The following is a 26889-nucleotide window of genomic DNA, read 5'->3' as shown; positions in this document are numbered from 1 at the left end:
AACACCGACGGTTCCGCCCTCAGGGAACATCGTAGGCGGCAGCGAGGATCTTCACGGCCTCGGCGAAGCTGGCGCCCTGGGATTTGGCGACCGCGGCATAGGCGGCAGCGGCCTCGGACAGGCCTCCCAGCCTTTCGTCGCGTGCCGAGACCACGGTCCCGTTGCGTCCCCGGGTGGCAACGATGCCCGCCGCCTCCAGTTCCTTGTACGCCCTTGCCACGGTGTGCGGGGCGACGTCGAGTTTCTCTGCAAGGGCCCGCACCGCAGGGAGCCGGGTGCCTGGCGCCAGTGCGCCGTTGTCCGCCAGATGGATGACCTGGAGCCGCAGCTGTTCGAACAGCGCCACGCTGCTGGCCGGATTGGGCCGCCAGGAACCGGGAAACTCTCCTGCGGCGCTCACAGGCCGCCCTCCAGGACCTCTGCCCTGCCGTCCCGTTCGGCGAACTGGGCGTTGTACAGCTTGGCGTAGTAACTGTTGGCGGCGAGCAGGCTTGCGTGCGTACCCTGCTCGACGATGCGTCCGTGGTCCATGACGAGAATTAGATCAGCGTTGCGGATAGTGGACAAACGGTGGGCGATCATGAAGCTCGTCCGTCCGTGGCGGAGCCTCTGCATCGCCTGGCGGATGAGCAGTTCTGTCCTGGAGTCCACGGAACTGGTTGCTTCATCCAGGACCAGGACGGCCCGCCCGGCAAGCTGCGCCCTGGCTATGGTGAGCAGTTGCCGCTGGCCCTGGCTGAGCGGTTCCCCGCCGTTTTCCAGCACCGTGCCGTATCCGTGCGGCAGCGACCTGATGAAGCGGTCCGCGTGGGTGGCCTCCGCGGCGGCGACGATGGCAGCATCCGGCGCGCCCGGCAGGCCGTAGGAGATGTTTTCGCGGATGCTGCCGTCGAAGAGCCAGGAATCCTGGAGGACCACACCGAACTGCGCCCGCAACTGGTCCCGGGGAATTGCCGCAATGTCCTGCCCGCCCATGGTGATCACGCCGGATGAGGGTTCCAGGAACCGCATGAGGAGATTCACCACGGTGCTCTTGCCTGCGCCCGTGTGTCCCACGATGGCGACAGCCTGCCCCGGCTCCACGGTGAAGGTGAGGTTGCGGACGGCGGGCACAGATCCGGGGTAGCCGAAGGTGACGTCATGGAAGGTGATGCGGCCGCCTGCCAGCGTGGCGGCGCCCTGCCCGCCCGGCTCCGGTGGGTGTTCGCCGGCGTCCAGGAGCACAAATACCCTGGCGGCCGACGCCGCGCAGGACTGCATGACGTTCAACAGCCCGCCTATCTGGCCCACCGGCTGGGTGAACAGCCGGCTGAACTGGATGAAGGCCTGGACTCCCCCGATGGTCATGACGCCCGCGATGACCTGCAAGGCCCCCACCACGGCAACCGCGATGTAGTTGAGGTTGGACATCAGCACCATCAGTGGCTGGACCACCCCGGCTGAGTACTGGGCCTTGGCTGCCGCCCGCGCCAGGCGTCCGTTGCTGCGGGTGAAGACGTCCGCCGCCTGTTCCTGCCGGCCGAAAGCCTTGATGACTTCGTGGCCACTGATGAATTCCTCCACGTGGCTGTTCAGTTCCCCGGTCTCCTTCCACTGCCGGGCGAAATGCTCCTGGGACCGCCTGGCCACCAGGACGGTGATCAATGTGGAGACGGGAACGGTGGCAATGGCGATGGCCGCGAGCAGCGGTGAGATCCACAGCATCATGGCCAGCGAGCCGCACAGCATCAGGACCGACACGATGAGCTGGGTCAGGACCTGGTTCAGGGCCTGGGCGATGTTGTCGATGTCGTTGGTGGCACGGCTCAGCACGTCACCGCGGGAGCGTTCGCGGAAGTAGGTGGAGGGCAGCCGGTGCAGCTTGTCCTCCACGGATGCGCGCAGGCCGTACATGAGTCCCTGCACGGCCTGGGCGGTCAATGCGCCCTGGACCCAGTTGAACAGGGAAGCGAAGACGTACATCATGGCCACCGCTGCCAGGAGGACTCCGAGGCGTTGGTCCAGGCTGCCCTGGAGGACGCCCTCCACCACCTCGTCGGTGGCATCACCGAGGTACTTGGGTGCCGCGACGTTGAGGACGGCAAAGGCACAGGTGGATCCCACGGCTCCGAGCATCTGGAGCCGGAAGGGGCGCAGGAGGCCCAGGAGCCTGCCGGCCGTCGGCCAGAACCTGTACGCCGTTTCCCCGGCTTCTTTCCCTGCGGTCACAGCGTGCCGTCCAGCGCCAGCTGGGATTCGGCAATCTCGCGGTAGGTGGCGGACGTTTCCAGCAACTCCCGGTGCGTTCCCTGCGCAACGAGGCGGCCGTCGTCGAGCACCAGGATCAGGTCCGCGTCCTCCACGGCTGAAATGCGCTCGGCCACGATGACCACCGTCGCGGCGGCGAGCGCCTGCCCCAGGGCCTGCCGCAGCCTGGTGTCCGTGTCGTAGTCGAGGGCGGAGAAGCTGTCGTCAAAAAGGTAGAGGGGTGCCTTGCGCAACAGCGCCCTGGCGATGCACAGCCTTTGCCGCTGCCCGCCTGACAGGCTGGCGCCTCCCTGGCCTACGGGGGTGGCAAGCCCCAGCGGGAGGTCACCCATGAACCGCATGGTCTGCGCCGTTTCCAGGGCCGCCCAAAGTTCCCCGTCCGTGGCCCCGGGCGCGGCCATCCGCAGGTTGTCGGCGATGGTGCCGGTGAACAGGTGGGAATGCTGGGGCACGATGGCCATCGCTGCACGCAGCTGGTCCAGGGGCACGTCCCTGATGTCATGGCCGGCCAGGGAGATGCGGCCTTTTGTGGGGTCGAGGAACCGTGGAATCAGGTTCAGCAGCGTGGTCTTGCCGCTCCCGGTCGCGCCCACGATTGCGGTGGTGGTACCGGGAGCGGCGGTAAAGCTGATGTCCGCAAGCACGGGAGCCTCTGCTCCCGGGTAGGAGAAGCCAACGCCGTGGAAGGCCAGGGTTGCCGGCTGCGAAAGGTCCGGCTGGAACTGCTGCGGGCCGGCCGGGCTGCTGACGGAGGGCTCGGTGTCCAGCACGGCCTGGATACGTTCGGCGCAGACGGCGGCCCGCGGCGCCGTCATCAGCACATACATGGACATCATGATTGCCAGCAGGATCTGCATGATGTAGGCGATGAAAGCCGTGAGCGCTCCAAGGTTCATGAGTCCCGACTGGATGCGGTGGCCGCCGAACCACACCACGGCAACCGAACTGGTGTTGACCACCAGCATGATCATTGGCAGCATCCCGGCGACCAGGAGCGCCGACCGGAGATTGTTGGCGGTCAGCCGGGCGTTGACCGCCGCGAAACGCCGCCCTTCATGGCCCTGGCGGACAAAGGCACGGATCACATCCACACCGATGATCTGTTCGCGCAGGATTCCCCCGGACCGGTCCAGCAGTTCCTGGCCCTCCCGGTAGAGCGGAATGAGCCGGCGGACGATCAGGTACATGATCAGCAGCAGCAGGGGCACGATGACGATGACGACGACGGACAGCACCACGTCCTGCTGGACAGCCAGCACTATCCCGCCGATGCCCATGGCCGGGCCTGCGAAGAGCATGGTGAAAACCAGCAGGGCGAACGCCTGGATCTGCTGGACATCGTTCGTGGCGCGGGTGGTCAGGCTTTGGGTTCCGAACAGGGCCACGTCCTGGGAGGACAGCGTCTGGATCCGGCTGAACACCTCCGCCCGCAGGCGGTGCCCGATACTCATGGCAACGACGGCGCCGAGGTAGCCCGCCGCGATGGCGGACGCTGCCTGGACCACGGCAATGGCGGCCATGAGCATGCCGAGCCGTGAGATCACGCCGGGCTCGCCCGCCACGATCCCGTCATCGATGATGGCCGCGTTCACGGTGGGCAGCAACAGGTTCGCCCCCGCCTGGACCAGCTGGAGCACAACGATCGCCCACAACTGCGCGTGTTTGCCGGCAAGCTGCCGCTTTAAGAGTCCGACCAGCAAAATACCCCCTGCAGATGCCTACGGCCGAAGAGGGGGCCAGCGGCTTGACCCCTGAAGCACAGTGGCCATTGTAAGCCAGATCACTTTCGGGCGCTGTCACGCCGTGTGACGTGCTGGAAAACATGGCGTCCGGGCCCCTATTCCTCCTTGCGGCCGACGGCAAAGATCCGCCGGAATGGATAGACCGTGCCGTGCGCGCCCTGGGGGTAGGCCGCCCGCAGGGCGGCTGCGTACTCCTCCTCGAAATGCCTGGCGTCGTCGTCGCCGAGGACCGCCATAACCGGACGCAGTGCCGTGCCGCGGACCCACTCCAGGACGGGGTCCGGCCCCTGCAGGACCTGCTGGTAGCTCGTTTCCCAGGCATCCGCCGCGCAGCCGGCGTCGAGCAGGATGCCCAGGTAGTCCGCGGGCTCCCCCACCGACTCCCCGCCGCGGAGCACGCCGCCCAGCCTGGCCGCCCAACGGCCGGACGCCGCGAGTTCCCGCATCAGGGAATGCGAGGGGGCGTTGAAGTTGCCCGGCACCTGCATGGCGAACCAGGATCCCGGGCGGAGGGCCTTCAGCCACCTGCGCATCAGGTCCTGGTGGCCGGGGACCCACTGCAGGGCTGCGTTGCTCACCACGACGTCCGTCTCCCCAGTGGGCATCCATTCGGCTATGTCGGCATGTTCGAACCTCAGGGCGGGGACAGCCTGCGCCAGCGGCGCGGCCTTTGCCAACATCTCCGCGGAGGAATCCAGGCCAACCACCTGGGCGCCGGGCCAGCGTTCGGCCAGGGCAGCTGTCAGGTTCCCCGGCCCGCAGCCAAGGTCGACCACCCGCGCGGGGCGGTCAGCATGGATCCGGCCAGTCAGGTCGAAGAACGGCCTGTTCCGGTGGTCATCGAATTTGACGTACTTTGCGGGGTCCCATTTCATGATCTTCTCCAGGTTCTGGCATGCACGGCGGCCAGGCGTAGCCTAACCCGGCCCGACCGCCTGATCCGCCCGCAACGTGGCACTAAGGTTTAAGTCAATGAAACTCGTTGACCAGCTGAACGATCTGTCCGTCCCCAACGCCGCCGCCGTCGACCCCGACGCCCTTTACACCCGGTTCGTGGAGTGGACGGAAACCCGTGGCCTGTCGCTGTACCCGGCCCAGGACGAGGCCATCATGGAGCTGGCGACGGGCGCGAACGTCATCCTGGCCACGCCAACGGGGTCCGGAAAGTCGCTGGTGGCCATCGCCGCGCACTTCCAGGCCATGGCCCAGGGACGGCGGAGCTACTACACCGCCCCGATCAAGGCGCTGGTGTCCGAAAAGTTCTTTGCGCTCTGCGACATCTTCGGCGCCGAGAACGTGGGCATGATCACCGGTGACTCCGGGGTCAACCAGGATGCACCCATCATCTGCTGCACCGCGGAGATCCTGGCCAACATCGCATTGCGGGAGGGCGCTGCAGCCGAACTCGGCGCAGTGATCATGGACGAGTTCCATTTCTACTCCGACCCGCAGCGCGGCTGGGCATGGCAGGTCCCGCTCCTGGAGCTTCCGCAGGCACAGTTCCTGCTGATGTCCGCCACCCTGGGCGACGTCACCCGGTTCGAGGAGGGGCTGACGGCGCTGACGGGCCGGCCCACCACCACGGTCAGTTCTGCCGAGCGGCCCATTCCGCTGCACTACTACTACCACCAGACCCCGGTCCACGAGACGCTGGAGGAACTGCTCTCCACCAGGCAGGTGCCGGTCTACGTAGTGCACTTCAGCCAGCTCGAGGCGATCGACCGAGCCCAGAACCTGATGAGCATCAACGTGTGCACCCGGGAGGAAAAGGACAGGATCGCAGAGCTCATTGCCAATTTCCGGTTCGCCGCCGGGTTCGGCAAGACGCTGAACCGGCTGGTGCGCCACGGCATCGGCGTACACCACGCCGGCATGCTGCCCAAGTACCGCCGGCTGGTGGAGCAGCTGGCCCAGGCGGGACTTTTGAAGGTGATCTGCGGGACGGACACGCTGGGCGTGGGTATCAACGTCCCCATCCGCACCGTGCTGCTCACCGCCCTGAGCAAGTACGACGGCGTCCGCACCCGCCCGCTTAACCCACGTGAGTTCCACCAGATTGCGGGCCGGGCCGGCAGGGCGGGCTATGACACCGCCGGGACGGTGGTGGTGCAGGCACCCGAGCACGTGGTCGAGAACGTCAAGGCCATGGCGAAGGCCACGGCCAAGTTCGGTGACGACCAGAAGAAACTCCGCCAGGTGGTCAAGAAAAAGCCGCCCGAGGGTTTTGTTTCCTGGGGTGAGCCCACGTTCAAGCGGCTGGTGGAATCTGTCCCCGACCCCCTGACGTCAAGCTTCACGGTGACGCACGCCATGCTGATGAACCTGATGGAACGGCCCGGCGACCCTTTCGCCGCGGCCAGGCGGCTGCTCACCGAAAACCACGAGCCACGCTCCTCCCAGCTGCGGCTCATGAAGAAGGCGCTGGGCATCTACCGCGAACTCCTCGCCGCCGAAGTCATCGAGCGGATCCCGCCGGAGGAGCAGGGGCCGGACGGCCGCACGGTCCGCCTGACCGTGCACCTGCAGGCCAACTTCGCGCTGAACCAGCCGCTCTCCCCCTTCGCACTTGCCGCGCTGGACCTCCTTGACCCGGAGTCGCCGTCGTACGCCCTGGACGTGGTGTCCGTCATCGAGGCGACCCTGGAGAAACCGCGGCAGATCCTGTCGGCGCAGCAAAAGAAGGCCCGCGGCGAGGCAGTGGCGGCCATGAAGGCCGACGGCATCGAGTATGACCAGCGGATGGCCATGCTGGACGAGGTCACCTACCCCCAGCCGCTCGCAGACATCCTGGGCGAAGCGTTCGAGGTGTACCGCAAGGCCGCACCGTGGGTGGGCGACTTTGAGCTCGCCCCAAAGTCCGTGGTCCGCGACATGTACGAGCGCGCCATGAACTTTGGCGAATTCGTCCAGTTCTACGGCCTGGCCAGGTCCGAAGGCATCGTGCTGCGGTACCTCGCGGATGCCTTCAAAGCGCTGCGCCAAACCGTTCCCCAGGACATGCTCCGTGAGGACCTCGAAGACCTTGTTGCATGGCTGGGTGAGCTGGTCCGGCAGGTGGACTCCAGCCTGCTGGACGAGTGGGAGGAGCTGACGTCCGGTGCGGCGCCGACCCCCCACGACGCGCCGCCGCCCCCGCCGCCGTCGCTCACCTCGAACATCCGCGCGTTCCGGGTGATGGTGCGCAACGAGATGTTCCGCCGCGTGGAACTTTTCGCCGACGAGGACGCCACCGCGCTGGGAGAGCTCGACGCCGGCTCCGGCTGGGGTGCCGAGCGCTGGGAAGATGCACTGGACGACTACTTCGACGAACACGACGACATCGGGACGGGACCGGATGCGCGGGGTCCGGGCCTGCTCATCATCACCGAAGAACCGGGGACCTGGAAGGTCCGCCAGATCTTCGACGACCCGGCGGGCAACCACGACTGGGGCATCTCGGCGGAGGTGGACCTGGCGGACTCCGACGCGACAGGAACGGCCGTGGTGAGGGTGACGGATGTGAACCGGCTCTAGCCCCGGACCGGCCCTTCGCTTGCCCTGCGGCGGTACCGCCGGACCCGGCGGTAAGCTCGAACAATGAGTGTAATCCGCCCCGCAACCCGGCACGACGTTCCCGCCGTCCTCCGCATGATCCACGAGCTGGCGCATTACGAGAAGGAACCCGACGCCGTCCGGAACACACCGGAATTGCTGGAGCAGGCCCTCTTCGGCGACAACCCGCGGATCTTCGCTGCCATGGCTGAGGACGCGGCGGGCAGCGTGCAGGGCTTTGCGCTGTGGTTCCTGAACTACTCCACTTGGGAAGGCGTCCACGGGATCTACCTGGAAGACCTTTACGTCAGCCCGGAAGCGCGGGGCGAGGGGCATGGCAAGGCCCTGCTGCAGCACCTTGCCGCCATCGCCGTGGAGAACGGCTACGCGCGCGTGGAATGGAGCGTGCTGGACTGGAACGAGCCCTCCATCAATTTCTACCGCCGCCTTGGTGCCCGCCCCATGGACGGGTGGTCCACCTTCCGGCTCACCGGCGAGGCGCTGGACCAGTTTGGAAGTGCAGCCTCCCGCGGCTCCCTTTCCGCCCATGCCCAGGGCTGACGCGCGCCGGGCAGCAGTCCCCGCTGCCGGCCATGAGGTCAGGGCGACGCACGAATTCCGTGGCATGCGCACCGTGGAGCACTACTTCACGGTCCCCCTGGACCATTCCGCACCGTCCGACGGCTCCGCAGAGACCATCACGGTATTCGCCCGCGAGTATGTCTCGGCGGCGCACAGCGCGGAAGCGGCCGCACAGCTGCCCTGGCTCCTCTTCCTGCAGGGCGGCCCGGGCGGCCGCGGCAACAGGTGGGGCTCCCTGGGCGGCTGGAGCAAAGCCGCCGCCCAGGACTTCCGCATCCTGATGCTGGACCAGCGCGGCACGGGGCTCTCAACGCCCATCGACCGCAGGACCTTGCCCGCCCGCGGGTCCGCTGCCGAACAGGCGGCCTACCTGGAGCATTTCAGGGCCGATTCGATCGTGGCGGACGCGGAGCTGATCCGCCGTGCCCTGGAATCACCTGCCTGGACCATCTACGGCCAAAGCTATGGCGGCTTCTGCGCCCTGACGTACCTGTCCTTCGCCCCCGAAGGACTGCGCGAAGCCCTCATCACCGGCGGCCTGGCACCTCTCACGGGCAGCGCGGACGACGTCTACCGGGCCACCTTCCAGCGCGTAGCGGCACGGAACGACGAATACTTCGGCTGGTATCCGGAGGACCGGGACGCGGTGGAGCGGATAGCGCGCCACCTGCGCTGCACACCGGAACTCCTGCCCGACGGCAGTCCCCTCACCGTGGAGCGGTTCCAGATGGCCGGCGCATTCCTGGGCGGCAACACCCGGGTGGACAGCCTGCATTACCTGCTGGAGGACGCGTTCGTGGAAACCCCCGGTGGTCCCAGGCTGTCCGACACTTTCCTGGAGCAGCTCACCAGTGTGGTGTCCCGCCGCTCCAACCCGCTGTACGCCCTGATGCATGAATCCATCTACGGCCAGGAGCAGGCCACCAACTGGTCAGCTTGGCGGATGCTCGGCGAGAATCCCTGGTTCAGGCCCGACGCCGAACCACTGCTGCTGACCGGCGAAATGGTGTACCCGTGGTACTTCGGGCAGGACCCCGCCCTCCAGCCGCTGCGGGAGGTGGCTGACCTGTTGGCCGCAAAGCAGGATTGGAAGCCGCTGTACGACCCGGAGGTCCTGGCCGCCAACACCGTTCCCGTGGCAGCGGCGGTCTACTCGGACGACATCTACGTTGACCGGGACCTTTCCCTGCGCACGGCAGCTGCGGTGCGCGGGCTGCAGGTCTGGGAGACGGCCGACTTCCACCATGACGGGATCGCCGACGACGGCGAGAGGATCTTCGCCCGCCTCCTGGGCATGGCCCGCTCAGACGGCCGCTGACCGCCGGTGTGACGTGCGGGTGACGACAGCGGCGGCCAGGACGGCCGCCCCGATGGTACCGCCCAGCAGGTTGAGGCCGAGGTAGCCGGCAAAGCCCAGGACCAGTCCGGACACGGCGCCTCCCAGGGCACCTGCGGCGCCCATCAGCATGTCGGAGACGCCTTGGACAGCCACCCGGGCGTCCTGGCCAACGCTCTCGGCGAGCAGGGTGGAGCCGGAAATCGTGGCCGCGGACCAGCCCATGCCCAGCAGGACCAGTCCTGCGGCCACTGCGCCGGTCGAGGCCTGGCCGAACCCGGCAACGGCGACGGCGGCGATCAGCAGCGCGAAGCCGATCATGATGGTCTCTATCCGGCCCGCCCTGTCAGTCAGCCAACCCATGACCGGGGAGAGCGCGAACATGCCTGCGATGTGCAGCGAGATGGTGAAGCCGATGATGACCAGCACGTCCCCCTCGGCGATGTGGCCGGCATGCGGGCCCGGTCCTTCCACCAGGTGCTGCAGGTGCAGCGGGGTCATGGACATGACACCCACCATGACTGCGTGCGCTGCCACAACGCCGGCGACGGCCAGCAGTGCCATCCGGGAGCTGCGGATAGCCCGCAGTCCACGGTCCAGCGAGCCCCGCGCGGCCGCTGCGGCGGGCTGGGTCCTTGCCGGTGGGGAGCCTTCCGGTTGGGCGCCTTCCATTTCGGCACCTTCCGGGGCCGTGCCGGCGGCAGGGGTGGTGGAAGGCGCGCCGCTTCCCCGTTCCGCCGTGGGGGCGTTGTTGGCCGCGGCGAGGCGGCGTGCCAGCAGCAGCGGGTCCGGGCGAAGACCGGCGAACAGCAGCACGGCGGCGATGAGGAGCCCGGCCCCGGAGATCACGAACGGTCCCGCGATTGGCGGCAGCCCCAGCGCAGTTCCCACCGCCGTTCCGGGCTGGATCAGGTTGGGGCCTGCCACGGCACCGACTGTTACCGCCCAGACCACGGTGGACAAGGCCCGCCCGCGGTGCTCGGGGGCAGCGAGATCCACCGCGGCAAACCGAGCCTGCAGGGTCGCTGCCGTGCCGATGCCGATGCCTGCCGAGCCCACGACCAGCAGGACGAAGAGCCCGGTGACAACGGCCAGGACCATGAGGACCGCCCCTGCCAGCGCCGCCGAAAGGCCGGCCACCTGGCCCGCCCGGCGCCCACGCCGTTCCGCCAGCGATGCCAACGGCAGGGCTGCGGCCGCCGCCCCGAGGGTCATCACCGTGGCCACGGAGCCCGCCCAGGCACTGGAGCCGGACAGCTCGACGGCCAGGATGGAACCAATGGACACGGTCGATCCCGTCCCGAGTCCACCGAACACCTGGGCCACGCTCAAGAGCAAAACGGTACGTCGCTGCACCTGGCGCGCGCCCTGATCCATCACAAGCGTGCGGGCCATGATCTGAGCATAGTCCTGCGCCGGCTAGACCCACAGGGGTGCGGAACCCGTCCGTCCTGCGGAGGCTTAAAGGGGTAATCCCGGCCGCTCAGGCGGCCGGGATTACCGGAGGGGAATGCGCCGGGGCGCGCCTACTCGGCGTCGCTGTGGCTCTTCCGGGCGTCCTCTTCAAGCCGCGGATCCACCGTGGCAGCCTGGGCTTTGGAGCTGAGCAGGCTGGCGACGACGGCGACGATGATGGTGCCCACAATCACGGCGAGGGAGACGAAGGTGGGGATCTCAGGTGCCCACTCGATGTGCTGTCCGCCGTTGATGAAGGGAAGCTCGTTGACGTGCATGGCGTGCAGGACAAGCTTGACGCCGATGAACGCAAGGATGAAGGACAGGGCGTGCTTGAGGTAGATGAGCCGGTTCATCAGGCCACCCAGCAGGAAGTACAGCTGCCGCAGGCCCATCAGCGCGAACAGGTTGGCGGTGAAGACAATGAAGGGGCTTTGGGTCAGGCCGAAGATCGCGGGGATGGAGTCAACTGCGAACAGCAGGTCCGTGAGGCCGATGGTGACGAAGACGATCACCATGGGGGTGAAGACCTTCTTGCCGTTGACCACGGTACGCAGCTTGCCGCCATCGAACTTCTCCGACATCGGGATGACCTTGCGGATCTTCGCTATCAGCGGGTTCTCCCGGTCCTCTTCCTCTTCACCCTCGTCCTGGGCCTGCTTCCAGGCCGTCCACAGCAGGAATGCGCCGAAGATGTAGAACACCCAGCTGAACTGTTCGATGACGATGGCGCCCAGCAGGATGAAGATGCCGCGCAGGATGAGCGCGATGATGATGCCCACCATCAACACTTCCTGCTGGTACTTCCGGGGCACGGAGAACCTGGCCATGATGATGATGAAGACGAACAGGTTGTCGATGCTGAGGCTGTACTCGGTCACCCAGCCGGCGACGAACTGGCTGCCGAATTCGGGCCCGGTAAAAGCGAACATGGCACCGGCGAAGGCCAGGGCAAGGGTGACGTAGAAGGCCACCCACAGACCGGCCTCCTTCATGGACGGCTCATGCGGGCGCCGCACCACCAGAAGGAGATCGATCAGGAGAATCAGGCCGAGGACGGCAAATGAGCCAACCTCGAACCATACGGGCAAGTCGAGCACAGGGCAGCCTTTCGCAGGGTACACAAAATGGTGTAAGTCTCTCCGGCCTGCCTGTGCACTTGGTGCTGATGTGGCGGCCCGCTACGCCCGGCGGGGCAGCTGTGCCCTGCGTGTTGACGATCGTAGCGCTTGGGATACTCCCCTACGTGCTTTAACTGTACCCCAGCCGGATGCCCGGCCGCGGACGTCAGGCGTGGCCTGCCGCCTGCATCTGCCTCAGCTCCTTCTTCAGCTCGCTGACCTCGTCCCGGATCCGCGCCGCCACCTCGAACTGGAGGTCTGCCGCCGCGCCATGCATCTGTTCCGTGAGCTGTGCGATCAGGCCCACCAGGTCCTCGGCCGGAGCCGCCGCCAGGCCGTCCGCACGGACCTGGGCCGCGCCCTTCTTGGCGCCGGCCTTATTGGATCCGGTGATGCCGCGCTTGCCCTTGCCGTAATCGAAGCTGCCCAGCAGCGCATCGGTATCGGCATCTTCCTTGGCCAACTGGTCCGTGATGTCGGCGATCTTCTTCCGCAGCGGCTGCGGATCGACGCCGTGTTCCTTGTTGTACGCCACCTGGATGGCGCGGCGACGGTTGGTTTCGTCAATGGCGTTGGCCATGGAGTCGGTGATCCGGTCCGCGTACATGTGCACCTGGCCGGAGACGTTGCGGGCGGCACGTCCGATGGTCTGGATCAGCGAGGTGGACGAGCGCAGGAACCCCTCCTTGTCCGCGTCCAGGATGCTGACCAGGGACACCTCGGGGAGGTCCAGGCCCTCACGGAGAAGGTTGATGCCCACCAGGACGTCAAAGGATCCCAACCGCAGTTCACGCAGGAGCTCCACCCGGCGCAGCGTGTCCACGTCCGAGTGCAGGTATTCCACCTTGACGCCGTGGCCCAGCAGGTAGTCGGTGAGGTCCTCTGCCATCCGCTTGGTCAGCGTGGTCACCAGGACGCGCTCGTTCTTTTCCACCCGGGTCTTGATCTCGCCGAGGAGGTCGTCGATCTGTCCCTTGGTGGGCTTGACCACCACCTCGGGATCCACCAGGCCGGTGGGACGGATGATCTGCTGGACGTAGCCGTCTGCCTTGCCCAGCTCATACTTGCCGGGGGTAGCCGAGAGGTAGACGGTCTGGCCCACGCGTTCGAGGAACTCGTCCCACTTCAGCGGCCGGTTGTCCATGGCGGACGGCAACCGGAAGCCGAAGTCCACCAGGTTCCGTTTGCGGGACATGTCACCTTCGTACATGGCCCCGATCTGGGGAATGGTCACGTGGGACTCGTCCACCACCAGCAGGAAGTCGTCCGGGAAGTAGTCCAGGAGGCAGTGGGGTGCAGTACCCGGCTCCCGCCCGTCAATGTGCGCCGAGTAGTTCTCGATGCCGTTGCAGAAACCCATCTGCTGCATCATCTCGAGGTCGTAGGTGGTGCGCATCCGCAGCCGTTGGGCTTCGACGAGCTTGTTCTGGCCCTCCAGCACCTTCAGCCGGTCCGCCAGCTCATCCTCGATCCGCTTGATGGCCCGCGCCATCCGTTCCGGCCCGGCCACGTAGTGCGAGGCCGGGAAGACGTACATCTCTTCCTCGTCGCGGATGACTTCGCCGGTAAGCGGGTGGAGGGTTTGGATGCTCTCAATCTCATCACCGAAGAACTCGATCCTGATGGCCAGTTCCTCGTACATGGGAATGATTTCCACGGTGTCGCCGCGCACCCGGAAGGTGCCGCGGTGAAAGTCCATGTCGTTGCGGGCGTACTGCATGAAGACGAACTTGCGGAGGAGGTCGTCCCGGTTCATCTCGGCGCCGCGGCGGAGGGTCACCATGCCGGAAATGTATTCCTCAGGGGTTCCCAGGCCGTAGATGCAGGACACCGTGGCCACCACGATCACATCGCGGCGGGTCAGCAGCGCGTTGGTGGCGGAGTGGCGGAGCCGTTCCACTTCCTCGTTGATGGAGGAATCCTTCTCGATGAAGGTGTCCGTCTGGGCCACGTACGCTTCGGGCTGGTAGTAGTCGTAGTAGGAAACGAAGTATTCCACCGCGTTGTTGGGCAGCAGTTCGCGGAACTCGTTGGCCAGCTGGGCGGCAAGGGTCTTGTTCTGCACCATCACCAGGGTGGGGCGCTGCACCTGTTCAATAAGCCAGGCGGTGGTGGCACTTTTACCGGTACCGGTGGCGCCAAGCAGCACCACATCCTTCTCGCCGTTGTTGATGCGCTCCGTCAGCTCAGCGATGGCGGCCGGCTGGTCTCCGGCAGGTTTGAACTCGCTGATGACTTCGAAGGGCGCTACAACACGGTTGATTTCCTGCGCAAGGCTCATGAATCTAATTTACAGCCGGGCACCGACACTGGACGGCCCCGTCCGTTACCGGCGAACATCCACCACGGCGCGGGCCGGTGTCAGGACGCGTACGACGGCGGTTCCCACCCGGTTGCCTCGGCCCACGCGGCCATGAGGGGCCACGCGACGTCCGTGAACCACGGTTCCTTCGCCTCCGCGTAGGAGCCGGTGGTGCCCGAATCGGCGTGCCGGGCGGCGAGGTCAGCCTTGTGCGCCGCGTACAGCCGGAGCGCGGAGGGATCGTTCTGCAGCCAGTCGCGGAACATCAACGCGAAGCGCCATCCGGCCGAACCGGCCGCCCGGACATGGACGTTGACGGCACGGCACGGGTCCGCGTTGGCGTGGAACCGCTTCAACCATGCTGCCGGGTTCGGAGCATTGGGCTTTGGAGTGTCGGATTCGACGTCCCGTACCGCCGGAAAGCCTGCTGCGGCCAGGAGAGGTGCGATGGTGGCCGCAACCGCGAGGTCAGGCACCGTCACCTGCAGGTCGATAACGTCCTTCGCGGGCAGGCCGGGAACAGCGGTGGAGCCAATGTGGTCCACGGCCAGGATGAGGTCGGGTGCTGCCGCCACCAGCCGGGCCGCTATCCTGGCCGCCTCCTGCGCCCACTCCGTCCGGTGCGGTTCCAGGACCGGACCGCCGTTCCGCGGTGCGCGTTTCCCCGCCACCAGGTTGCGGGCGAAGGGAACCAGGCGCTCATCCCACAGCCGGTCCACCTGGCCCAGCAGGTGCTGCACGGTACCGGAGTTGTCCAGGACCGCGTCGGCCGCGGCCAGCCGGTCCTGTCGCGGGGCCTGGGCGTCCATCCGGGCACGCGCCGCTTCCGCGGTCATTCCCCGGTGCTCGAGCATGCGCTGCAGCCGCACGTCGTCCGGCGCATCCACCACCACCACCAAGTGGAAAGCGGACCCCTGGCCGGTCTCCACCAGGAGGGGAATGTCCTGGACCACCACGGCGTCAGCCGGGGCTGCTGCCGTGATGGCGGCGGCGCGGGCGCGCACCAGGGGATGGACGATGGCGTTCAAGGCGGCGAGGCGCTCAGGATTGCCGAACACCGCCGCCCCGAGACGCGCGCGGTCAAGCCGTCCGCCGTCGTCGAGCATTCCTTCGCCAAACTCCCCCACGATGCGTTCCAGGCCTTCGGTGCCGGGCTCCACCACCTCCCTGGCCAGCGCATCCGCATCCACCAGCACGGCGCCGCGTTCCTGCAGCCGCGCGGCCACCACCGACTTCCCTGAGGCGATCCCGCCCGTCAACCCGATCTTCAGCACACCCCCACCCTACTGAACCGGGCCGGCCAGCTGAACCAGCCGGGCCACGCCCCCCATGGCGGCACTAGACTGGGCCGGATGCAAGAGCAAGAAAGCCGGGCCACCTCCTACACCACGCTGGCAGCGGGCGGGGACTTCCGGCATGAACTTGAGATCAAGCGCTCCAGGTTCATCACGGTTCTCCGGAGGGCAGGCACGGAAGACGCAGCCCGCGACCTGGTGGCCGGCCTTCGCCGTGAATTCCACGACGCCCGCCACCACTGCTCCGCGTTCGTCATCGGGCCGGACCGGACCGTCCAGCGCTCCAGCGACGACGGCGAACCCGCCGGGACCGCCGGCATCCCCATGCTCGAAGCCCTGCTGAAAAGGGAAACCGCGCCGGGGGTGACCGACCTCAGCGACGTCAGCGCCGTCGTCGTCCGCTATTTCGGCGGCGTCCTGCTCGGCGCGGGTGGCCTGGTCCGTGCGTATTCCGAATCAGTCTCGGCCGCCCTTGACCTGGCACCCCTTGCCCGGCGCAGCAGGCGGCGGATCTGTTCCACGGCGGTGCCGCACGCGGCAGCGGGGCGGCTGGAGAACGATCTGCGCGCCGCAGGCATGGTCATGGCGGACACCAGCTACCAGGACCGGCACACGGTGCTGCGGATTGCGGTGGCTGACAATGCTGCCGCCATCGCCGCTGCGTCCGATCGCGTGCTGCAGCTGACGGCAGGGTCCGCCGAGCTCAATCCCGACGGAACGGAATGGATTGATGAGCGGCTCGACTGATGTGACCCTGGCGGACGTGGACGAGGCCGTGGCGGACCGGCTGCTCCAATTGGCCAAGCGCGACGCCTCCCCCGATGAAGTGGCGCCCCCGCTGGGTGGACCGGGCTGGAACCTCGAGCGCACCGCCTGGTTCTACGGCTACCACCGCGCTGCGGCCGCAGGGCTGGACGGACCTGCGGCGGAAAAGTCCTGGGCTGTCTTCAAGGGCACCCACATTGCCGGCTCCGTCCGGCTCAAGCGCGACCCCGCGGCTGGAATCCCCTCTGCGGAAACCGGCATCTGGCTTGGCCGTAGCTTCCGTTCCCGGGGAATCGGCGGTGCCGCCCTGGACCTCGTCCTGGCAGAGGCCCGCCGGGCGGGCCTGAAACGCGTCACCGCGCGTACCCTGTCCGGGAACCTCAGCGCCCAGCGGCTGCTCACGGCGGCAGGCGCGGCACTGACGCACGACGACGACGGGACGGTCCTCGCCGTCGTCGACCTTTAGCCCCTTCAGCAGGGAAATCCGGCCACCAGGCGGGTCTCTTACGGCCTGACGCCTGCCGCTTAAAGCACAGTGGGCCCCCGCTTTCGCGGGGGCCCACTGTGTCAGCCCGGAAGTCCGGGCCGGCGGCAATTAGTTGCCGGTCAGCTTCTCGCGCAGGGCAGCAAGTGCCTCGTCCGAAGCCAGGGTGCCGGCACCGGAATCGGTGGCAGCAGGCTCGGAGGAGTAGCTGGTGGTGCCGGAGTCGCTGTCGCCGGACGTTGCAGCTGCAGCGTCGTCGGCAGCGTGCTGGGCAACCTGCTTCTTGTGGGCTTCCCAACGGGTCTGGGCGTCAGCGTACTGCTGCTCCCAGGCTGCGCGCTGGTTCTCGTAGCCCTCGAGCCATTCGTTGGACTCGGGGTCGAAGCCCTCGGGGTACTTGTAGTTGCCCTCTTCGTCGTACTCTGCGGCCATGCCGTACAGAGCGGGATCGAATTCGGTGCTGTCGGCGTCGACGCCCTCGTTGGCCTGCTTGAGGGACAGCGAGATGCGGCGGCGTTCCAGGTCGATGTCGATGACCTTGACGAACAGTTCGTCGCCAACGGAGACAACCTGCTCGGCCAGCTCCACGTGGCGGACAGCCAGCTCGGAGATGTGGACCAGGCCTTCGATGCCGTCTTCGACGCGGACGAACGCACCGAACGGAACCAGCTTGGTGACCTTACCCGGAACAACCTGGCCCAGGGCGTGGGTGCGGGCGAAGGTCTGCCACGGATCTTCCTGCGTAGCCTTGAGCGACAGGGAAACGCGCTCGCGGTCCAGGTCGACCTCGAGAACCTCGACGGTGACTTCCTGGCCAACTTCGACAACCTCGGACGGGTGGTCGATGTGCTTCCAGGAGAGCTCGGAAACGTGGACGAGGCCGTCTACGCCGCCCAGGTCCACGAATGCACCGAAGTTGACGATGGAGGAAACGACGCCGGGACGGACCTGGCCCTTTTCCAGCTTGTTGAGGAACGTGGAGCGGACCTCGGACTGGGTCTGCTCGAGCCATGCACGGCGGGACAGCACAACGTTGTTGCGGTTCTTGTCCAGCTCGATGATCTTGGCTTCGATCTGCTGGCCGATGTACGGAGCAAGGTCGCGCACACGGCGCATCTCGACGAGGGATGCGGGCAGGAAGCCGCGCAGGCCGATGTCGAGGATAAGACCACCCTTGACAACCTCGATGACGGTACCGGTGACGACACCGTCTTCTTCCTTGACCTTCTCGATGTCGCCCCAGGCACGCTCGTACTGAGCACGCTTCTTGGAGAGGATCAGACGGCCTTCTTTGTCTTCCTTGGTGAGCACCAGGGCTTCGACCTGATCGCCAACGGAGACAACGTCCCCGGGATCAACGTCGTGCTTGATGGACAGCTCGCGGGAGGGGATGACACCTTCGGTCTTGTAACCGATGTCGAGCAGGACTTCATCGCGGTCGACCTTGACGACGGTACCTTCGACGAGATCTCCGTCGTTGAAGTACTTGATGGTGGCGTCGACAGCTGCGAGGAAGTCCTCAGCGGTACCGATGTCGTTAATCGCGACTACGGGGGTACCGGGCTTCTCGGTGGAGGTGATGGTCATGTAGTAGGGGCTCCGTTGTGGATAGTTAGTCGGTCAGGCAAACCGGCGCGCCCGCGTTATGGAACGCAGGCGCGATTCTCGGTGAATCCGATGGATTCCCCGGGTCATCCTGATTTGTGGATTGCTTTTCAATGCAGTCCTCAGAGGACCGCAAGCGCGTGCACGTGGTACACGCCCGTTTATTCTAGTCGCTGCCGGCAATTGGGGTCAAAGCGGCAGCGGAGAGGGAACGTGCAGCCGGCACGCGGTATCAGAAGTGGGTCAGGCAGTGCGTGGCCCGTTCCACAGCGAACATCTGCCGTGCCCTGAAGGCGGCGCCTTTGGCGTGTTCGGAAATTTTCCCCGCAGCCGCCAGCGTCACCGGGCAGACGCCGCCGAGGTAGATCGAGGACAGCGCGGAGACATCCATGGCCAGGTCCGGCTGCTCCCCTGCGTCGACACGTTCGACGGCGGCCTGGCCGCCGTCGACTTCGAGCGCGAACGTTCCTGCCGTGAAGCCCAACGGGTCCCCCACCTCCAGGACGAGCCTTCCATCCGAGGGGTAGTGCCGGGCCGCCAGGGCCCCGCGGACGTCCAGGATCCGCAGCCAGAGCATGTCCCGGGGCTCGGACGCTTCAACGCAGCGGGAGTCCTCGAGCGCCCATGGCAGCGGATCATCGACCATCGCTTCTTCCCACGTGACGTTCTCGACCAGGTCGATGGCGCCAAGGTACTGCCAGAGCTCCAGGTAGGCGTGGTCGGTTGCTGCCACCAGGTCCACCACTTCCATGGTGTACGGCCGGGCGTCCCACCCGGCGAACTTGTAGGAGACGTAGCCGTCGACCGCGCCGTCGGGTCCGTAGTGCAGCGCAACTTTGACCTTGGGGTCCTCGTCCTCGGCCCGGCTGATGGATCCGGACGCGAGCTGGCGGTAGAACTCGTGCCGCCCGATCGAACCGGGAGTGAGGCCGTGCAGCTGCTCGAAGACCTTCGGCGCCAGGTGGAGGAGGACCTTGGGATCGGCCACCTCCACCCGGCCCGTGGCATGGTGGTTGAGGACAAAGCGGCGGCTGGTGTCGACCTTGATGGACTGTTCCCGGGTGGCCACCCCGAACCCGAACCTGCTGTAAATCGAGGCCTCCGACGCGGTTAATGCCGCCATCGCCAGCCCCTCCCGGCCGGCCAGATCCAGCTCCTCTGCCATCATCCGGCGCAGCAGTCCCCTCCGCCGGTGTGACGTCCGGACCGTCACGGCGGTGACCAGGCGGGTGTCGAGCATCCGGCCGAAGCCGATGTTCAGTGTCTTGGTGAAGGTACCGAAGGTTGCCACCGGGACGTTGGCTCCCAGGGCGTGGTCGGCCACCGGCCCTGCCTGGTAGGCGCCGGTCATCACCCGCCCGTCGGCGCGCTGCATCCCGATGCCCCGGTCCACCCGTTCGTCGCTGCGGCGTGCGTCATGGAACCCGAAGGCAACGGCCCGCATCCAGTCGACGGTCTGCGGGTAGGCAGGATCTTCCTTGGCAGCCGGCTTGAAGCGCCGGATTTCATAGTTTCCGCTCAGATCACCCATTTACCCGAGCCTAGTTATGAATCCGGCGCCTGACCAGCACAAACATTCCTGCTGGTGGCGTGCCCCGGACGCCTAGTGTCCGGCGTCGTACCAGCTGGGCCCGACGCCGATCTGGACTTCCAGCGGCACGCTGAGGTCCGCGGCGGCACCCATCTGCTCGGTGACCAGCTTCTCAACGGCGGCGCGTTCGCCCGCGGCGACTTCGAGGACCAGTTCGTCATGGACCTGGAGCAGCATCCGGGATTTCAGGCCCTGGGCCTGGAGTTCAGCGTGGACTCCCAGCATGGCGCGCTTGATGATGTCCGCTGCGGAGCCCTGGATGGGGCTGTTGAGTGCGATGCGCTCGGCATTCTCGCGCAGCTGGCGGTCCGTGCTGGTGAGGTCCGGCAGGTAGCGGCGGCGGCCCTCGATGGTGGCCGTGTAGCCATCCACCCGGGCCTGGTCCACCACGCCCCGGAGGTAGTCGCGGACAGCGCCGAAGCGGTCGAAGTAGTCCTTCATGAGGGTGCGGGCTTCATCGACGGAAATCTCGAGCTGCTTGGACAGGCCGAAGGACGTCAGGCCGTAGGCAAGGCCGTAGGACATGGCCTTGACCTTGGAGCGCATGGCGCTGGTGACCTGGTCCGTGGGGACGTGGAAGATGTTGGAGCCGACGAACCGGTGCAGGTCCTCGCCGTCCCTGTACGCCTGGATCAGGCCTTCGTCGCCGGAGAGGTGCGCCATGATGCGCATCTCGATTTGCGAGTAGTCCGCGGAGAGCAAGCACTCGTAACCGTCGCTGACCACGAAGATGCCGCGCACGCGCCGGCCCTCCTCGCTGCGGATGGGGATGTTCTGCAGGTTGGGGTTGTTGGACGAGATCCGGCCGGTGGCCGCGACGTTCTGGGCGTAGGTGGTGTGGATACGGCCGTCTTCCGCCACGGACTTCTTCAGCGACTCGATCATCTGCCGCAGCTTGGCGGCCTCCCGGTGCGCCATGAGCTGCACCAGGAACTCGTGCCCGGTCTTCTCCAGCAGGTTCTTCAGGGACGCGGCGTCGGTGGTGTAGCCGGACTTGATCTTCTTGGTCTTGGGGAGCTGCAGTTCCTCGAACAGGACGGTTTGCAGCTGCTTGGGCGAGCCAAGGTTGACCTCGTGGCCGATCGCGGCGAACGCCTGTTCCTGGGCCTGGTCGATGACCCGCGCAAGATCGGCAAGCTGGTCGTCCATCTTGTCCATGTCAATCGCAATGCCGGCGAGTTCCATGTCCGCCAGCACGCGGCTGACAGGCAGCTCAAGGGTGGACAGCAGTTCCTCTGCCCGGCGGTCCTTGAGTTCGTCCTCGAAGTAGCGGCTCAGGGCCAGCACCACGGCGCCGGCCTGGACCAGGGCGTCGGCGGCGGCGGTGTCATCGCCGTCGAAGGACAACTCAAGCTGCCCCGCTTTGGCCGTGGCTGCGGGTATGCCCACGTTGAGGTGGTGCTGGGCGAGTTCGGCGAGTTCGTAGGTGCGGCGGTCAGGCTGGATGAGGTAGCCGGAGATGGAGGTGTCATCCACCACGCCCTCCAGTTCCAGGCCGCGGGCCGTGAGCGCCTTGAGCGCGGCCTTGAAGCCGTGCATCACCTTGGGTGCTTCAGGATCGCGCAGCCACGCGGCCAGCACGTTCTCGGTTTCCGCGTCCTGGCCGGAGAGCTCCACGTAGACTGCGGCGTCGCCGCGAACGATGGCCAGTGCGTCGGCGTCCTCACCGATCCGGCCGGGGACGAGGTCCACGGCGAGGGCGGACCGCTGCCCGGCACCGGCAGCCAGGAAGGCGGCCAGCCCGGCGGCGTTGGCGGGGGTGTTGTATTCCGGCGTTTCGATGCTTTCCCGTTCAGCGGCCGGGGTGTCGGCGTCGCCATACAGGGCGAACAGCCGGCCGCGAATGGCCTTGAACTCAAGCTGGTCGAAGAGGTCCTCGATGGCGGCCTGGTCCGGGCGCGGCTGGTAGAGGTCATCCAGGGTGACGGGGAGCTCGAGGTCGGTGTGGAGCTGGTTCAGCCGGCGGTTGCGCTTGACGGCGTCGACGTTCTCCCGCAGGGCGTCGCCCACCTTGCCGCCGATGGAATCGAGGTGCTCCAGGACGCCCTCGAGGCCGCCGTAGAGGTTGATCCATTTGGCCGCCGTCTTGGGTCCGACGCCGGGTACGCCGGGAAGGTTGTCCGCCGTCTCCCCCACGAGTGCGGCGAGATCGGAGTAGCGGGACGGGCTGACGAAGTACTTTGCCTCGATGGCGGCGGCATCCATCCGTGGGATGTCACTGACACCCTTGCGCGGGTACAGCACGAAGACGTTGTCCGTGATCAGCTGGAAGGCGTCCCGGTCTCCGGAGACAAGCAAAACCTCGAAGCCTGCCTTCTCGCCCATCGCGGCGAGGGTGGCAAGGATGTCATCGGCCTCGTAGCCGGGCATCTTGATGGTCTTGATCCCCCAGGCCTCCATGACCTGGCCGATGAGGTCGATCTGGCCGCTCATTTCGCGGGGTGTTTCGTTCCGGCCGCCCTTGTACTCGCTGTACTCGGTCTTGCGGTGGGTGGATTCGTCAGAGACGTCGAACGCCACTGCGATGTGGGTGGGCTGCTGTTCCTTGATGAGGTTGATCAGCATGGAGGTGAAGCCGTGGATGGCGTTGGTGTGCTGGCCGTTGGAGGTGGAGAACTTGTCCGCCGGCAGGGCGAAGAAGGCCCGGAATGCCATCGAGTGGCCGTCGAGGACCAGCAGCCGGGGCTGGTCGGTGATGGGAATGACCGGCGCTTCGGTAGCTGAAACAGACCCACCGGCGGCGGGGGCGGCGGCCTTTGCGGCAGGCCTGCGGGCGGGGGACGAAGGCTGCGCGGCAGCACCGTCGTCGATGGCCTGGGACGGGAAGGGGGCCGGTTTGGTTGTTTCACTCACAGGTGCCAGCCTAGTTGCCATGACAGACAATTTCACGCCGGGCGCTTTCGCCGAAGAGCTGGCAGCCGCCGGGATTCCCGACCATATGCATGACTGGCTGGGCGCGTTCGGTGTCGGCGCACTGGTGGTCAAGATGGGAATCCATTTCCTGGAAATGAGCCCGGAACGCACCGTCGCCACCATGCCGGTTGAGGGCAATACGCAGGTGGCGGGGATCCTGCATGGCGGCGCGCACGTGGTGCTGGCGGAAACCCTTGGCTCGTTCGCCGCAGGCATGCATGCAGGACCGGGACGCCACGCCGTCGGCATTGAGGTCAACGCCACACATCACCGGTCCATCGCCGAGGGCCTGGTGACGGGGACCTGCACGGCGATCCACCTGGGCAGGACCCTGGCCACCCATGAGATCGTCATGACGGATGCCCGGGGGCGGCGCCTTTCGACCGCCCGGATCACCAACATGCTCCGCGACAACGCCGGCTGAGGCGGGCGCGTCAGGACTGCGGATCCGCCCCGGGTCGCAGCAGGTAGCGCAGTTCGACGATGCCCCGGCCCAGCGTGCGGGAAGCAGCCAGTTCCAGCGGCGGGGTGGGGCCCTTCATCGGCAGCAGCCGTTTCCCCTCACCCAGCACCACGGGGATGACGGAGAGGATGATCTCGTCCAAAAGGCCTGCATCGGCGAACTGTGCCGCAAGGTTGCCGCCGCCCACCACCCAGATGTTCAGGCCTCCCGCGGCCTGCCGGAAGTCTGCGATGAACTCCCGCACGTCGCCGCGGATAAACGTGATGTCAGCGCCGTCCGGCGCCCGGTGTTCGTGGTGTGTGAAGACGCAGCACGGCGTGCCGGAATACGGCCACCTGCCGGGCTCGTGCTCCATCAGCCAGGCGTAGGTTTCCCCGCCCATAACGATGCAGCCCACCGCTGCCATGAAGTCGTTGTAGCTGTCAGCTCCGCCCTCGAAGCCGTCGAACTGCAGCAGCCAGCCGAGGTCGTCCGTGGGCGTGGCGATGAAGCCGTCAAGGGATGCGGCCACAAAGTACTGGATGCGCTGCATGGCCCCAGCCTAACCGGTGGGCGCGGCTACTTGGAGAAGTACGGAATGATCAGGTACAGCCCAAAAAGCACAGCGAGGCCGCACAGCCCGAAGCACAGGTAGGCGATGGAGCGCTTGACCCCGGGGGACGACTGCTGGGCATCACCAGCGATGGCCGTGAACCGGACTCCAAGCGAGTAGAGGGTCACCACAATTGCCGCTGACACGAGCGTGGTGCCTGCAACGGTCAGGAGTTCCAACCACTTCATCGCTGATTCTCCTTGGGATTGTTGGCCTTGGCGTCGGCCTGCGCTTTGGCTTTTGCTTCGGCCCGGGCACGCGCCAGGGCCTTTTTCTTGGCGAACCGGACAGCCTGGCCGGCCTCCTCGACCTCCACGGCGTTCTGGTGGCTCACGGAGGACTTGCGTGAGTAGAAGAACATGAACAGTACCGCCCCGGTGCCGGCGATGGCGGCGATAAGGACACCCACGACGCCGGTCTGCACCACCAGGGCGGTCAGGGCGCCGACGATGCCGGCGGCCGGAAGGGTGAAGAGCCATCCCAGCGCGATCTTTCCCACCATGTTCCAGCGGACGGTGGTGCCGCGGCGTCCCATTCCGGAGCCAATGACGGAGCCGGAAGCCACCTGCGTGGTGGAGAGGGCGAAGCCAAGGTGGGAGGAGGCGAGGATGGCGGACGCGGTGCTGGTCTCCGCGGCGAAGCCCTGGGCCGGCTTAACCTCGGTCAGGCCCGAACCCATGGTGCGGATGATGCGCCAGCCGCCGGCGTAGGTTCCGATGGCGATGGCCAGGGCGCAGGCGGTAATCACCCAAAGCTGGGGACCGGAGCCGGGCGCCTGGCTGCCGGCAGCGATGAGGACCAGGGTGATGATGCCCATGGTCTTTTGGGCGTCGTTGGTGCCGTGGGCCAGGGCCACCAGGCTGGAGGTGAAGATCTGGCCGGTGCGGAAGCCACCGCGCTTCTGGGTGAGCTTGGTGCCTGTCTCGGGATCGTGGCGTGCCGTGAGGGCATAGGCCAGGCGGGTGCAGACATAGGCGGCGAGGCCTGCAATCACGGGGGCGAAGACCGCCGGAAGGATGACCTTCTGCAGCAGGCTCTCGAAATTGACCGAGCTGAATCCTGCCCCGACAACCGCCGCGCCGATCAGGCCGCCGAAGAGGGCGTGCGATGAGCTGGACGGCAGGCCCTTCAACCAGGTGATCATGTTCCACAGAACAGCGCCCATCAAGCCGGCAAAGATGATCTCCGGCGTGATCTGCACTCCCCCGGAGCCCTCGCGGATAATGCCGCCGGACACTGTCTTGGCCACTTCGGTGGACAGGAAGGCACCCACCAGGTTCAAGACGGCGGCCAGGGCCACCGCTGTGCGGGGCTTGATGGCACCCGTTGCGATGGGCGTTGCCATGGCGTTCGCGGTGTCGTGGAAGCCGTTCGTGAAGTCGAAAAATAGTGCCAGTCCGATGACCAGCGCCACCATGAAGGTGATAGCCACCTGTTGCCCAATCTGCAGAGTCGACGTTCAGCAGTTTCTCGTACCAGGCTGCCTTGGACAGCATAGTTCACCAGCTGTTTGCGTGGAATGACTTGCGGTGTTGGCACAACCGGCGGGAAACCTTATCGATCGTACGCGTCCCCGGCATGAGGTCAAAACACGGGCTGCGCCAAGAAAGAACGGATCCGGTCCAGTTCGGCGGGCGTGATTCCGCGCCGGGGATGGGGCGAGACGGTAAGGATCCGCCGGCCCAGGAACCGTGCCCAGCGCTGCGCTTCCGCCTCGAACGCCAACTGGTCATCCACCCAGGCGACGGCTTCGGGCCCGGTGCTTTCGACGTCGTCCTGGATGGCGCGGAGTTTCCACCAGCCGGTCCCTCCGGCTGCCCCGTCCGCGGTCAGGTACGGCCAGCGGCTGCCCTTCAGTCCGACGGCGGGACACAGGTATTGGGGCGCCAGTTCCTCCCAGCTGGTGAGCCAGACACAGCGCAGCCCGGGCGTCCGGGCCAGGGTGTTCAGCCCCGCCATGAGTTCGGCGGCGAACGTGACGGGCAACAGCCCGGCGTCGGCCTGCTGCCAGGGGGAACCCCAACCGGTGGTTCCCTGGGGGCCGAACGGGCAGACCACGCCGTCGACGTCCAGGTAAAGCGTGCAGCCCACGCCGCAACCCCGCGGCAGCTTCAGCCCTGGTGGAACTGTGCCGGGCGGGGGCCCGCATCCAGTTCCGGGGCGTCCAGCTCACGCCGGGCCCGTTTGTAGGCTGTTCGTTCTCCCGCGCGCCGCCAGCCGCCTGCCCACTGGCCGGCGAACGCCATCAGCGGAAACATCCACCATTTGTCGGACAGGAACTCCATGAAGGACCTCACCCGTTAATCCTCGCAGTCGCGGGCCTCTCCCTCAAGGAGTGGGCCCGGCCTTGACGGACGGGGACCGGCGCGGGAAAGCAAGTGACGGCCCGGCGGGCGGTCAGGCGGCCGTCCGGCCAGCCCGCCCGGGGGTCAGGGTGCCGCCGTCGGCTGCGCTGCGTTGACGTTGACCAGCCAGGCGACGCCGAACCGGTCCGTGCACATGCCAAAAACGTCACCCCACGGCGCCTTCTCCATGGGGACGGTCACCGCTCCCCCGTCGCCGCTCAGCTTCTCGTAGTAGCCGCGGAGCTCCACCTCGTTATCGCCGCTGAGCGAGATGGAAATGGAGGACCCCGGGTGGTACTCCATGCTGTTCGGGGTGTCAGCGCCCATGAGCACCAGGCCCTGGGTGGTGGTCAGCATGCCGTGCATGATCTTTTGCGCTTCCGTGGGGTCCTCGCTGGCCTGGAAGTCGGCGAACGTGCTGAGCGTGAGTTCGCCGCCGAAGACGGACTGGTAGAAGTTCATGGCATCGCGGGCGTTGTCACGGAAGCTGATGTAGGGATTGAGGATTGTGGGCATGGCA

23 protein-coding genes are annotated in these 26889 nt (G+C 66.6%); 6 read left to right on the top strand and 17 right to left on the bottom strand.

The genetic code is table 11. From position 1 onward, the window contains the following. Positions 1-19 precede the first annotated feature (19 nt). From PUN51_RS04450 to PUN51_RS04435, 4 genes are all read right to left on the bottom strand, one after another. Positions 20-400 carry a GntR family transcriptional regulator gene (locus PUN51_RS04450; protein WP_159632068.1) on the bottom strand — a complete coding sequence of 127 codons (381 nt, stop codon included), beginning with the start codon at positions 398-400 and terminating at the stop codon, positions 20-22. Next, on the bottom strand, positions 397-2208 hold the full coding sequence (locus PUN51_RS04445) for an ABC transporter ATP-binding protein (protein WP_275180074.1): 1812 nt from the start codon (positions 2206-2208) through the stop codon (positions 397-399). Before PUN51_RS04445 ends, PUN51_RS04450 begins: the two co-directional genes overlap by 4 nt. Further along, entirely contained in the window at positions 2205-3947 is a 1743-nt protein-coding gene (locus PUN51_RS04440; RefSeq protein ID WP_275180073.1) for an ABC transporter ATP-binding protein, read from the bottom strand. The genes PUN51_RS04445 and PUN51_RS04440 overlap by 4 nt, the downstream gene beginning before the upstream one ends. A 137-nt stretch (positions 3948-4084) precedes the next feature. Further along, positions 4085-4864 carry a trans-aconitate 2-methyltransferase gene (locus tag PUN51_RS04435; RefSeq protein ID WP_275180072.1) on the bottom strand — a complete coding sequence of 260 codons (780 nt, stop codon included), beginning with the start codon at positions 4862-4864 and terminating at the stop codon, positions 4085-4087. Between the two features lie 97 nt (positions 4865-4961). On the opposite strand from PUN51_RS04435, the gene PUN51_RS04430 reads away from it, so the two are divergent. From PUN51_RS04430 to PUN51_RS04420, 3 genes are all read left to right on the top strand, one after another. Further along, entirely contained in the window at positions 4962-7502 is a 2541-nt protein-coding gene (locus PUN51_RS04430; RefSeq protein WP_275180071.1) for a DEAD/DEAH box helicase, read from the top strand. Positions 7503-7565: 63 nt separating this feature from the next. Further along, entirely contained in the window at positions 7566-8081 is a 516-nt protein-coding gene (locus PUN51_RS04425) for a GNAT family N-acetyltransferase (protein WP_275180070.1), read from the top strand. Continuing rightward, positions 8068-9420: an alpha/beta fold hydrolase gene (locus PUN51_RS04420; RefSeq protein WP_275180069.1), complete on the top strand. Its 1353-nt coding sequence runs from the start codon at positions 8068-8070 to the stop codon at positions 9418-9420. The genes PUN51_RS04425 and PUN51_RS04420 overlap by 14 nt, the downstream gene beginning before the upstream one ends. Here PUN51_RS04420 and PUN51_RS04415 read toward each other — a convergent pair. From PUN51_RS04415 to coaE, 4 genes are all read right to left on the bottom strand, one after another. After that, positions 9406-10833, bottom strand: coding sequence for an MFS transporter (locus tag PUN51_RS04415; protein WP_275180068.1), 1428 nt, complete (start codon positions 10831-10833; stop codon positions 9406-9408). The two genes, PUN51_RS04420 and PUN51_RS04415, sit on opposite strands and share 15 nt — an antisense overlap. 131 nt (positions 10834-10964) lie before the next feature. Next, positions 10965-11993: a TerC family protein gene (locus PUN51_RS04410; RefSeq protein WP_159632075.1), complete on the bottom strand. Its 1029-nt coding sequence runs from the start codon at positions 11991-11993 to the stop codon at positions 10965-10967. A gap of 187 nt (positions 11994-12180) precedes the next feature. Then, positions 12181-14295: an excinuclease ABC subunit UvrB gene (uvrB, locus tag PUN51_RS04405; RefSeq protein WP_275180067.1), complete on the bottom strand. Its 2115-nt coding sequence runs from the start codon at positions 14293-14295 to the stop codon at positions 12181-12183. Between the two features lie 80 nt (positions 14296-14375). Then, complete coding sequence (coaE, locus tag PUN51_RS04400; protein WP_275180066.1) at positions 14376-15590, bottom strand: dephospho-CoA kinase; 1215 nt, start codon at positions 15588-15590, stop codon at positions 14376-14378. Between the two features lie 78 nt (positions 15591-15668). Between coaE and PUN51_RS04395 the strand changes: the two genes are divergently transcribed. Next, entirely contained in the window at positions 15669-16358 is a 690-nt protein-coding gene (locus PUN51_RS04395) for an IMPACT family protein (protein WP_275180065.1), read from the top strand. Next, positions 16342-16842 carry a GNAT family N-acetyltransferase gene (locus tag PUN51_RS04390; protein WP_275180064.1) on the top strand — a complete coding sequence of 167 codons (501 nt, stop codon included), beginning with the start codon at positions 16342-16344 and terminating at the stop codon, positions 16840-16842. Before PUN51_RS04395 ends, PUN51_RS04390 begins: the two co-directional genes overlap by 17 nt. 129 nt (positions 16843-16971) lie before the next feature. Here PUN51_RS04390 and rpsA read toward each other — a convergent pair whose 3' ends face one another. The 3 genes from rpsA to polA form a co-directional block, all read right to left on the bottom strand. Beyond that, the gene (gene rpsA, locus PUN51_RS04385; RefSeq protein ID WP_159632080.1) at positions 16972-18447 is read right to left on the bottom strand and encodes a 30S ribosomal protein S1; all 1476 of its coding nucleotides are present in this window, start codon (positions 18445-18447) and stop codon (positions 16972-16974) included. Between the two features lie 250 nt (positions 18448-18697). Next, positions 18698-19996, bottom strand: coding sequence for a GNAT family N-acetyltransferase (locus PUN51_RS04380; RefSeq protein WP_275180063.1), 1299 nt, complete (start codon positions 19994-19996; stop codon positions 18698-18700). Between the two features lie 72 nt (positions 19997-20068). After that, positions 20069-22711: a DNA polymerase I gene (gene polA / locus PUN51_RS04375; protein WP_374114916.1), complete on the bottom strand. Its 2643-nt coding sequence runs from the start codon at positions 22709-22711 to the stop codon at positions 20069-20071. Between the two features lie 217 nt (positions 22712-22928). Here polA and PUN51_RS04370 point away from each other — a divergent pair, with 217 nt between their 5' ends. Beyond that, positions 22929-23393, top strand: a complete 465-nt coding sequence (locus PUN51_RS04370; RefSeq protein ID WP_275180061.1) for a hotdog fold thioesterase — start codon at positions 22929-22931, stop codon at positions 23391-23393. A 10-nt stretch (positions 23394-23403) separates the two neighbouring features. Here the strand turns inward: PUN51_RS04370 and PUN51_RS04365 are convergent, their stop codons facing one another. The 6 genes from PUN51_RS04365 to PUN51_RS04340 form a co-directional block, all read right to left on the bottom strand. After that, entirely contained in the window at positions 23404-23964 is a 561-nt protein-coding gene (locus PUN51_RS04365) for a dihydrofolate reductase family protein (RefSeq protein ID WP_275180060.1), read from the bottom strand. 26 nt (positions 23965-23990) lie between these two features. After that, on the bottom strand, positions 23991-24212 hold the full coding sequence (locus tag PUN51_RS04360; protein ID WP_275180059.1) for a hypothetical protein: 222 nt from the start codon (positions 24210-24212) through the stop codon (positions 23991-23993). After that, positions 24209-25456 carry an inorganic phosphate transporter gene (locus PUN51_RS04355; protein ID WP_275180058.1) on the bottom strand — a complete coding sequence of 416 codons (1248 nt, stop codon included), beginning with the start codon at positions 25454-25456 and terminating at the stop codon, positions 24209-24211. The genes PUN51_RS04360 and PUN51_RS04355 overlap by 4 nt, the downstream gene beginning before the upstream one ends. A 152-nt stretch (positions 25457-25608) precedes the next feature. Next, positions 25609-26115 (bottom strand): HAD domain-containing protein, encoded by a 507-nt coding sequence (locus tag PUN51_RS04350; protein WP_275180057.1) that lies wholly within the window; start codon positions 26113-26115, stop codon positions 25609-25611. Positions 26116-26135: 20 nt separating this feature from the next. Next, positions 26136-26321 (bottom strand): hypothetical protein, encoded by a 186-nt coding sequence (locus PUN51_RS04345; protein WP_275180056.1) that lies wholly within the window; start codon positions 26319-26321, stop codon positions 26136-26138. 132 nt (positions 26322-26453) lie between these two features. After that, positions 26454-26885: a VOC family protein gene (locus PUN51_RS04340; protein ID WP_159632087.1), complete on the bottom strand. Its 432-nt coding sequence runs from the start codon at positions 26883-26885 to the stop codon at positions 26454-26456. Positions 26886-26889 lie beyond the last annotated feature (4 nt).

The sequence above is a fragment of the Arthrobacter sp. NQ4 genome (assembly GCF_029077345.1).
In the GTDB taxonomy this organism is placed as follows: Bacteria; Actinomycetota; Actinomycetes; order Actinomycetales; family Micrococcaceae; genus Arthrobacter.
The sequence above is the reverse complement of the archived record's forward strand: the minus strand, read 5'-3'. Positions and strand labels throughout refer to the sequence as shown.

Bases quoted from the DNA above. Each gene is read 5' to 3' on its own strand.
- PUN51_RS04435 (WP_275180072.1), bottom strand. From the start codon at position 4,864: ATGAAATGGGACCCCGCAAAGTACGTCAAATTCGATGACCACCGGAAC.
- PUN51_RS04430 (WP_275180071.1), top strand. From the start codon at position 4,962: ATGAAACTCGTTGACCAGCTGAACGATCTGTCCGTCCCCAACGCCGCC.
- PUN51_RS04425 (WP_275180070.1), top strand. From the start codon at position 7,566: ATGAGTGTAATCCGCCCCGCAACCCGGCACGACGTTCCCGCCGTCCTC.
- PUN51_RS04420 (WP_275180069.1), top strand. From the start codon at position 8,068: ATGCCCAGGGCTGACGCGCGCCGGGCAGCAGTCCCCGCTGCCGGCCAT.
- PUN51_RS04415 (WP_275180068.1), bottom strand. From the start codon at position 10,833: ATGGCCCGCACGCTTGTGATGGATCAGGGCGCGCGCCAGGTGCAGCGA.
- uvrB (WP_275180067.1), bottom strand. From the start codon at position 14,295: ATGAGCCTTGCGCAGGAAATCAACCGTGTTGTAGCGCCCTTCGAAGTC.
- PUN51_RS04395 (WP_275180065.1), top strand. From the start codon at position 15,669: ATGCAAGAGCAAGAAAGCCGGGCCACCTCCTACACCACGCTGGCAGCG.
- PUN51_RS04390 (WP_275180064.1), top strand. From the start codon at position 16,342: ATGAGCGGCTCGACTGATGTGACCCTGGCGGACGTGGACGAGGCCGTG.
- rpsA (WP_159632080.1), bottom strand. From the start codon at position 18,447: ATGACCATCACCTCCACCGAGAAGCCCGGTACCCCCGTAGTCGCGATT.
- PUN51_RS04380 (WP_275180063.1), bottom strand. From the start codon at position 19,996: ATGGGTGATCTGAGCGGAAACTATGAAATCCGGCGCTTCAAGCCGGCT.
- polA (WP_374114916.1), bottom strand. From the start codon at position 22,711: ATGGCATTCCGGGCCTTCTTCGCCCTGCCGGCGGACAAGTTCTCCACC.
- PUN51_RS04370 (WP_275180061.1), top strand. From the start codon at position 22,929: ATGACAGACAATTTCACGCCGGGCGCTTTCGCCGAAGAGCTGGCAGCC.
- PUN51_RS04365 (WP_275180060.1), bottom strand. From the start codon at position 23,964: ATGCAGCGCATCCAGTACTTTGTGGCCGCATCCCTTGACGGCTTCATC.
- PUN51_RS04360 (WP_275180059.1), bottom strand. From the start codon at position 24,212: ATGAAGTGGTTGGAACTCCTGACCGTTGCAGGCACCACGCTCGTGTCA.
- PUN51_RS04340 (WP_159632087.1), bottom strand. From the start codon at position 26,885: ATGCCCACAATCCTCAATCCCTACATCAGCTTCCGTGACAACGCCCGC.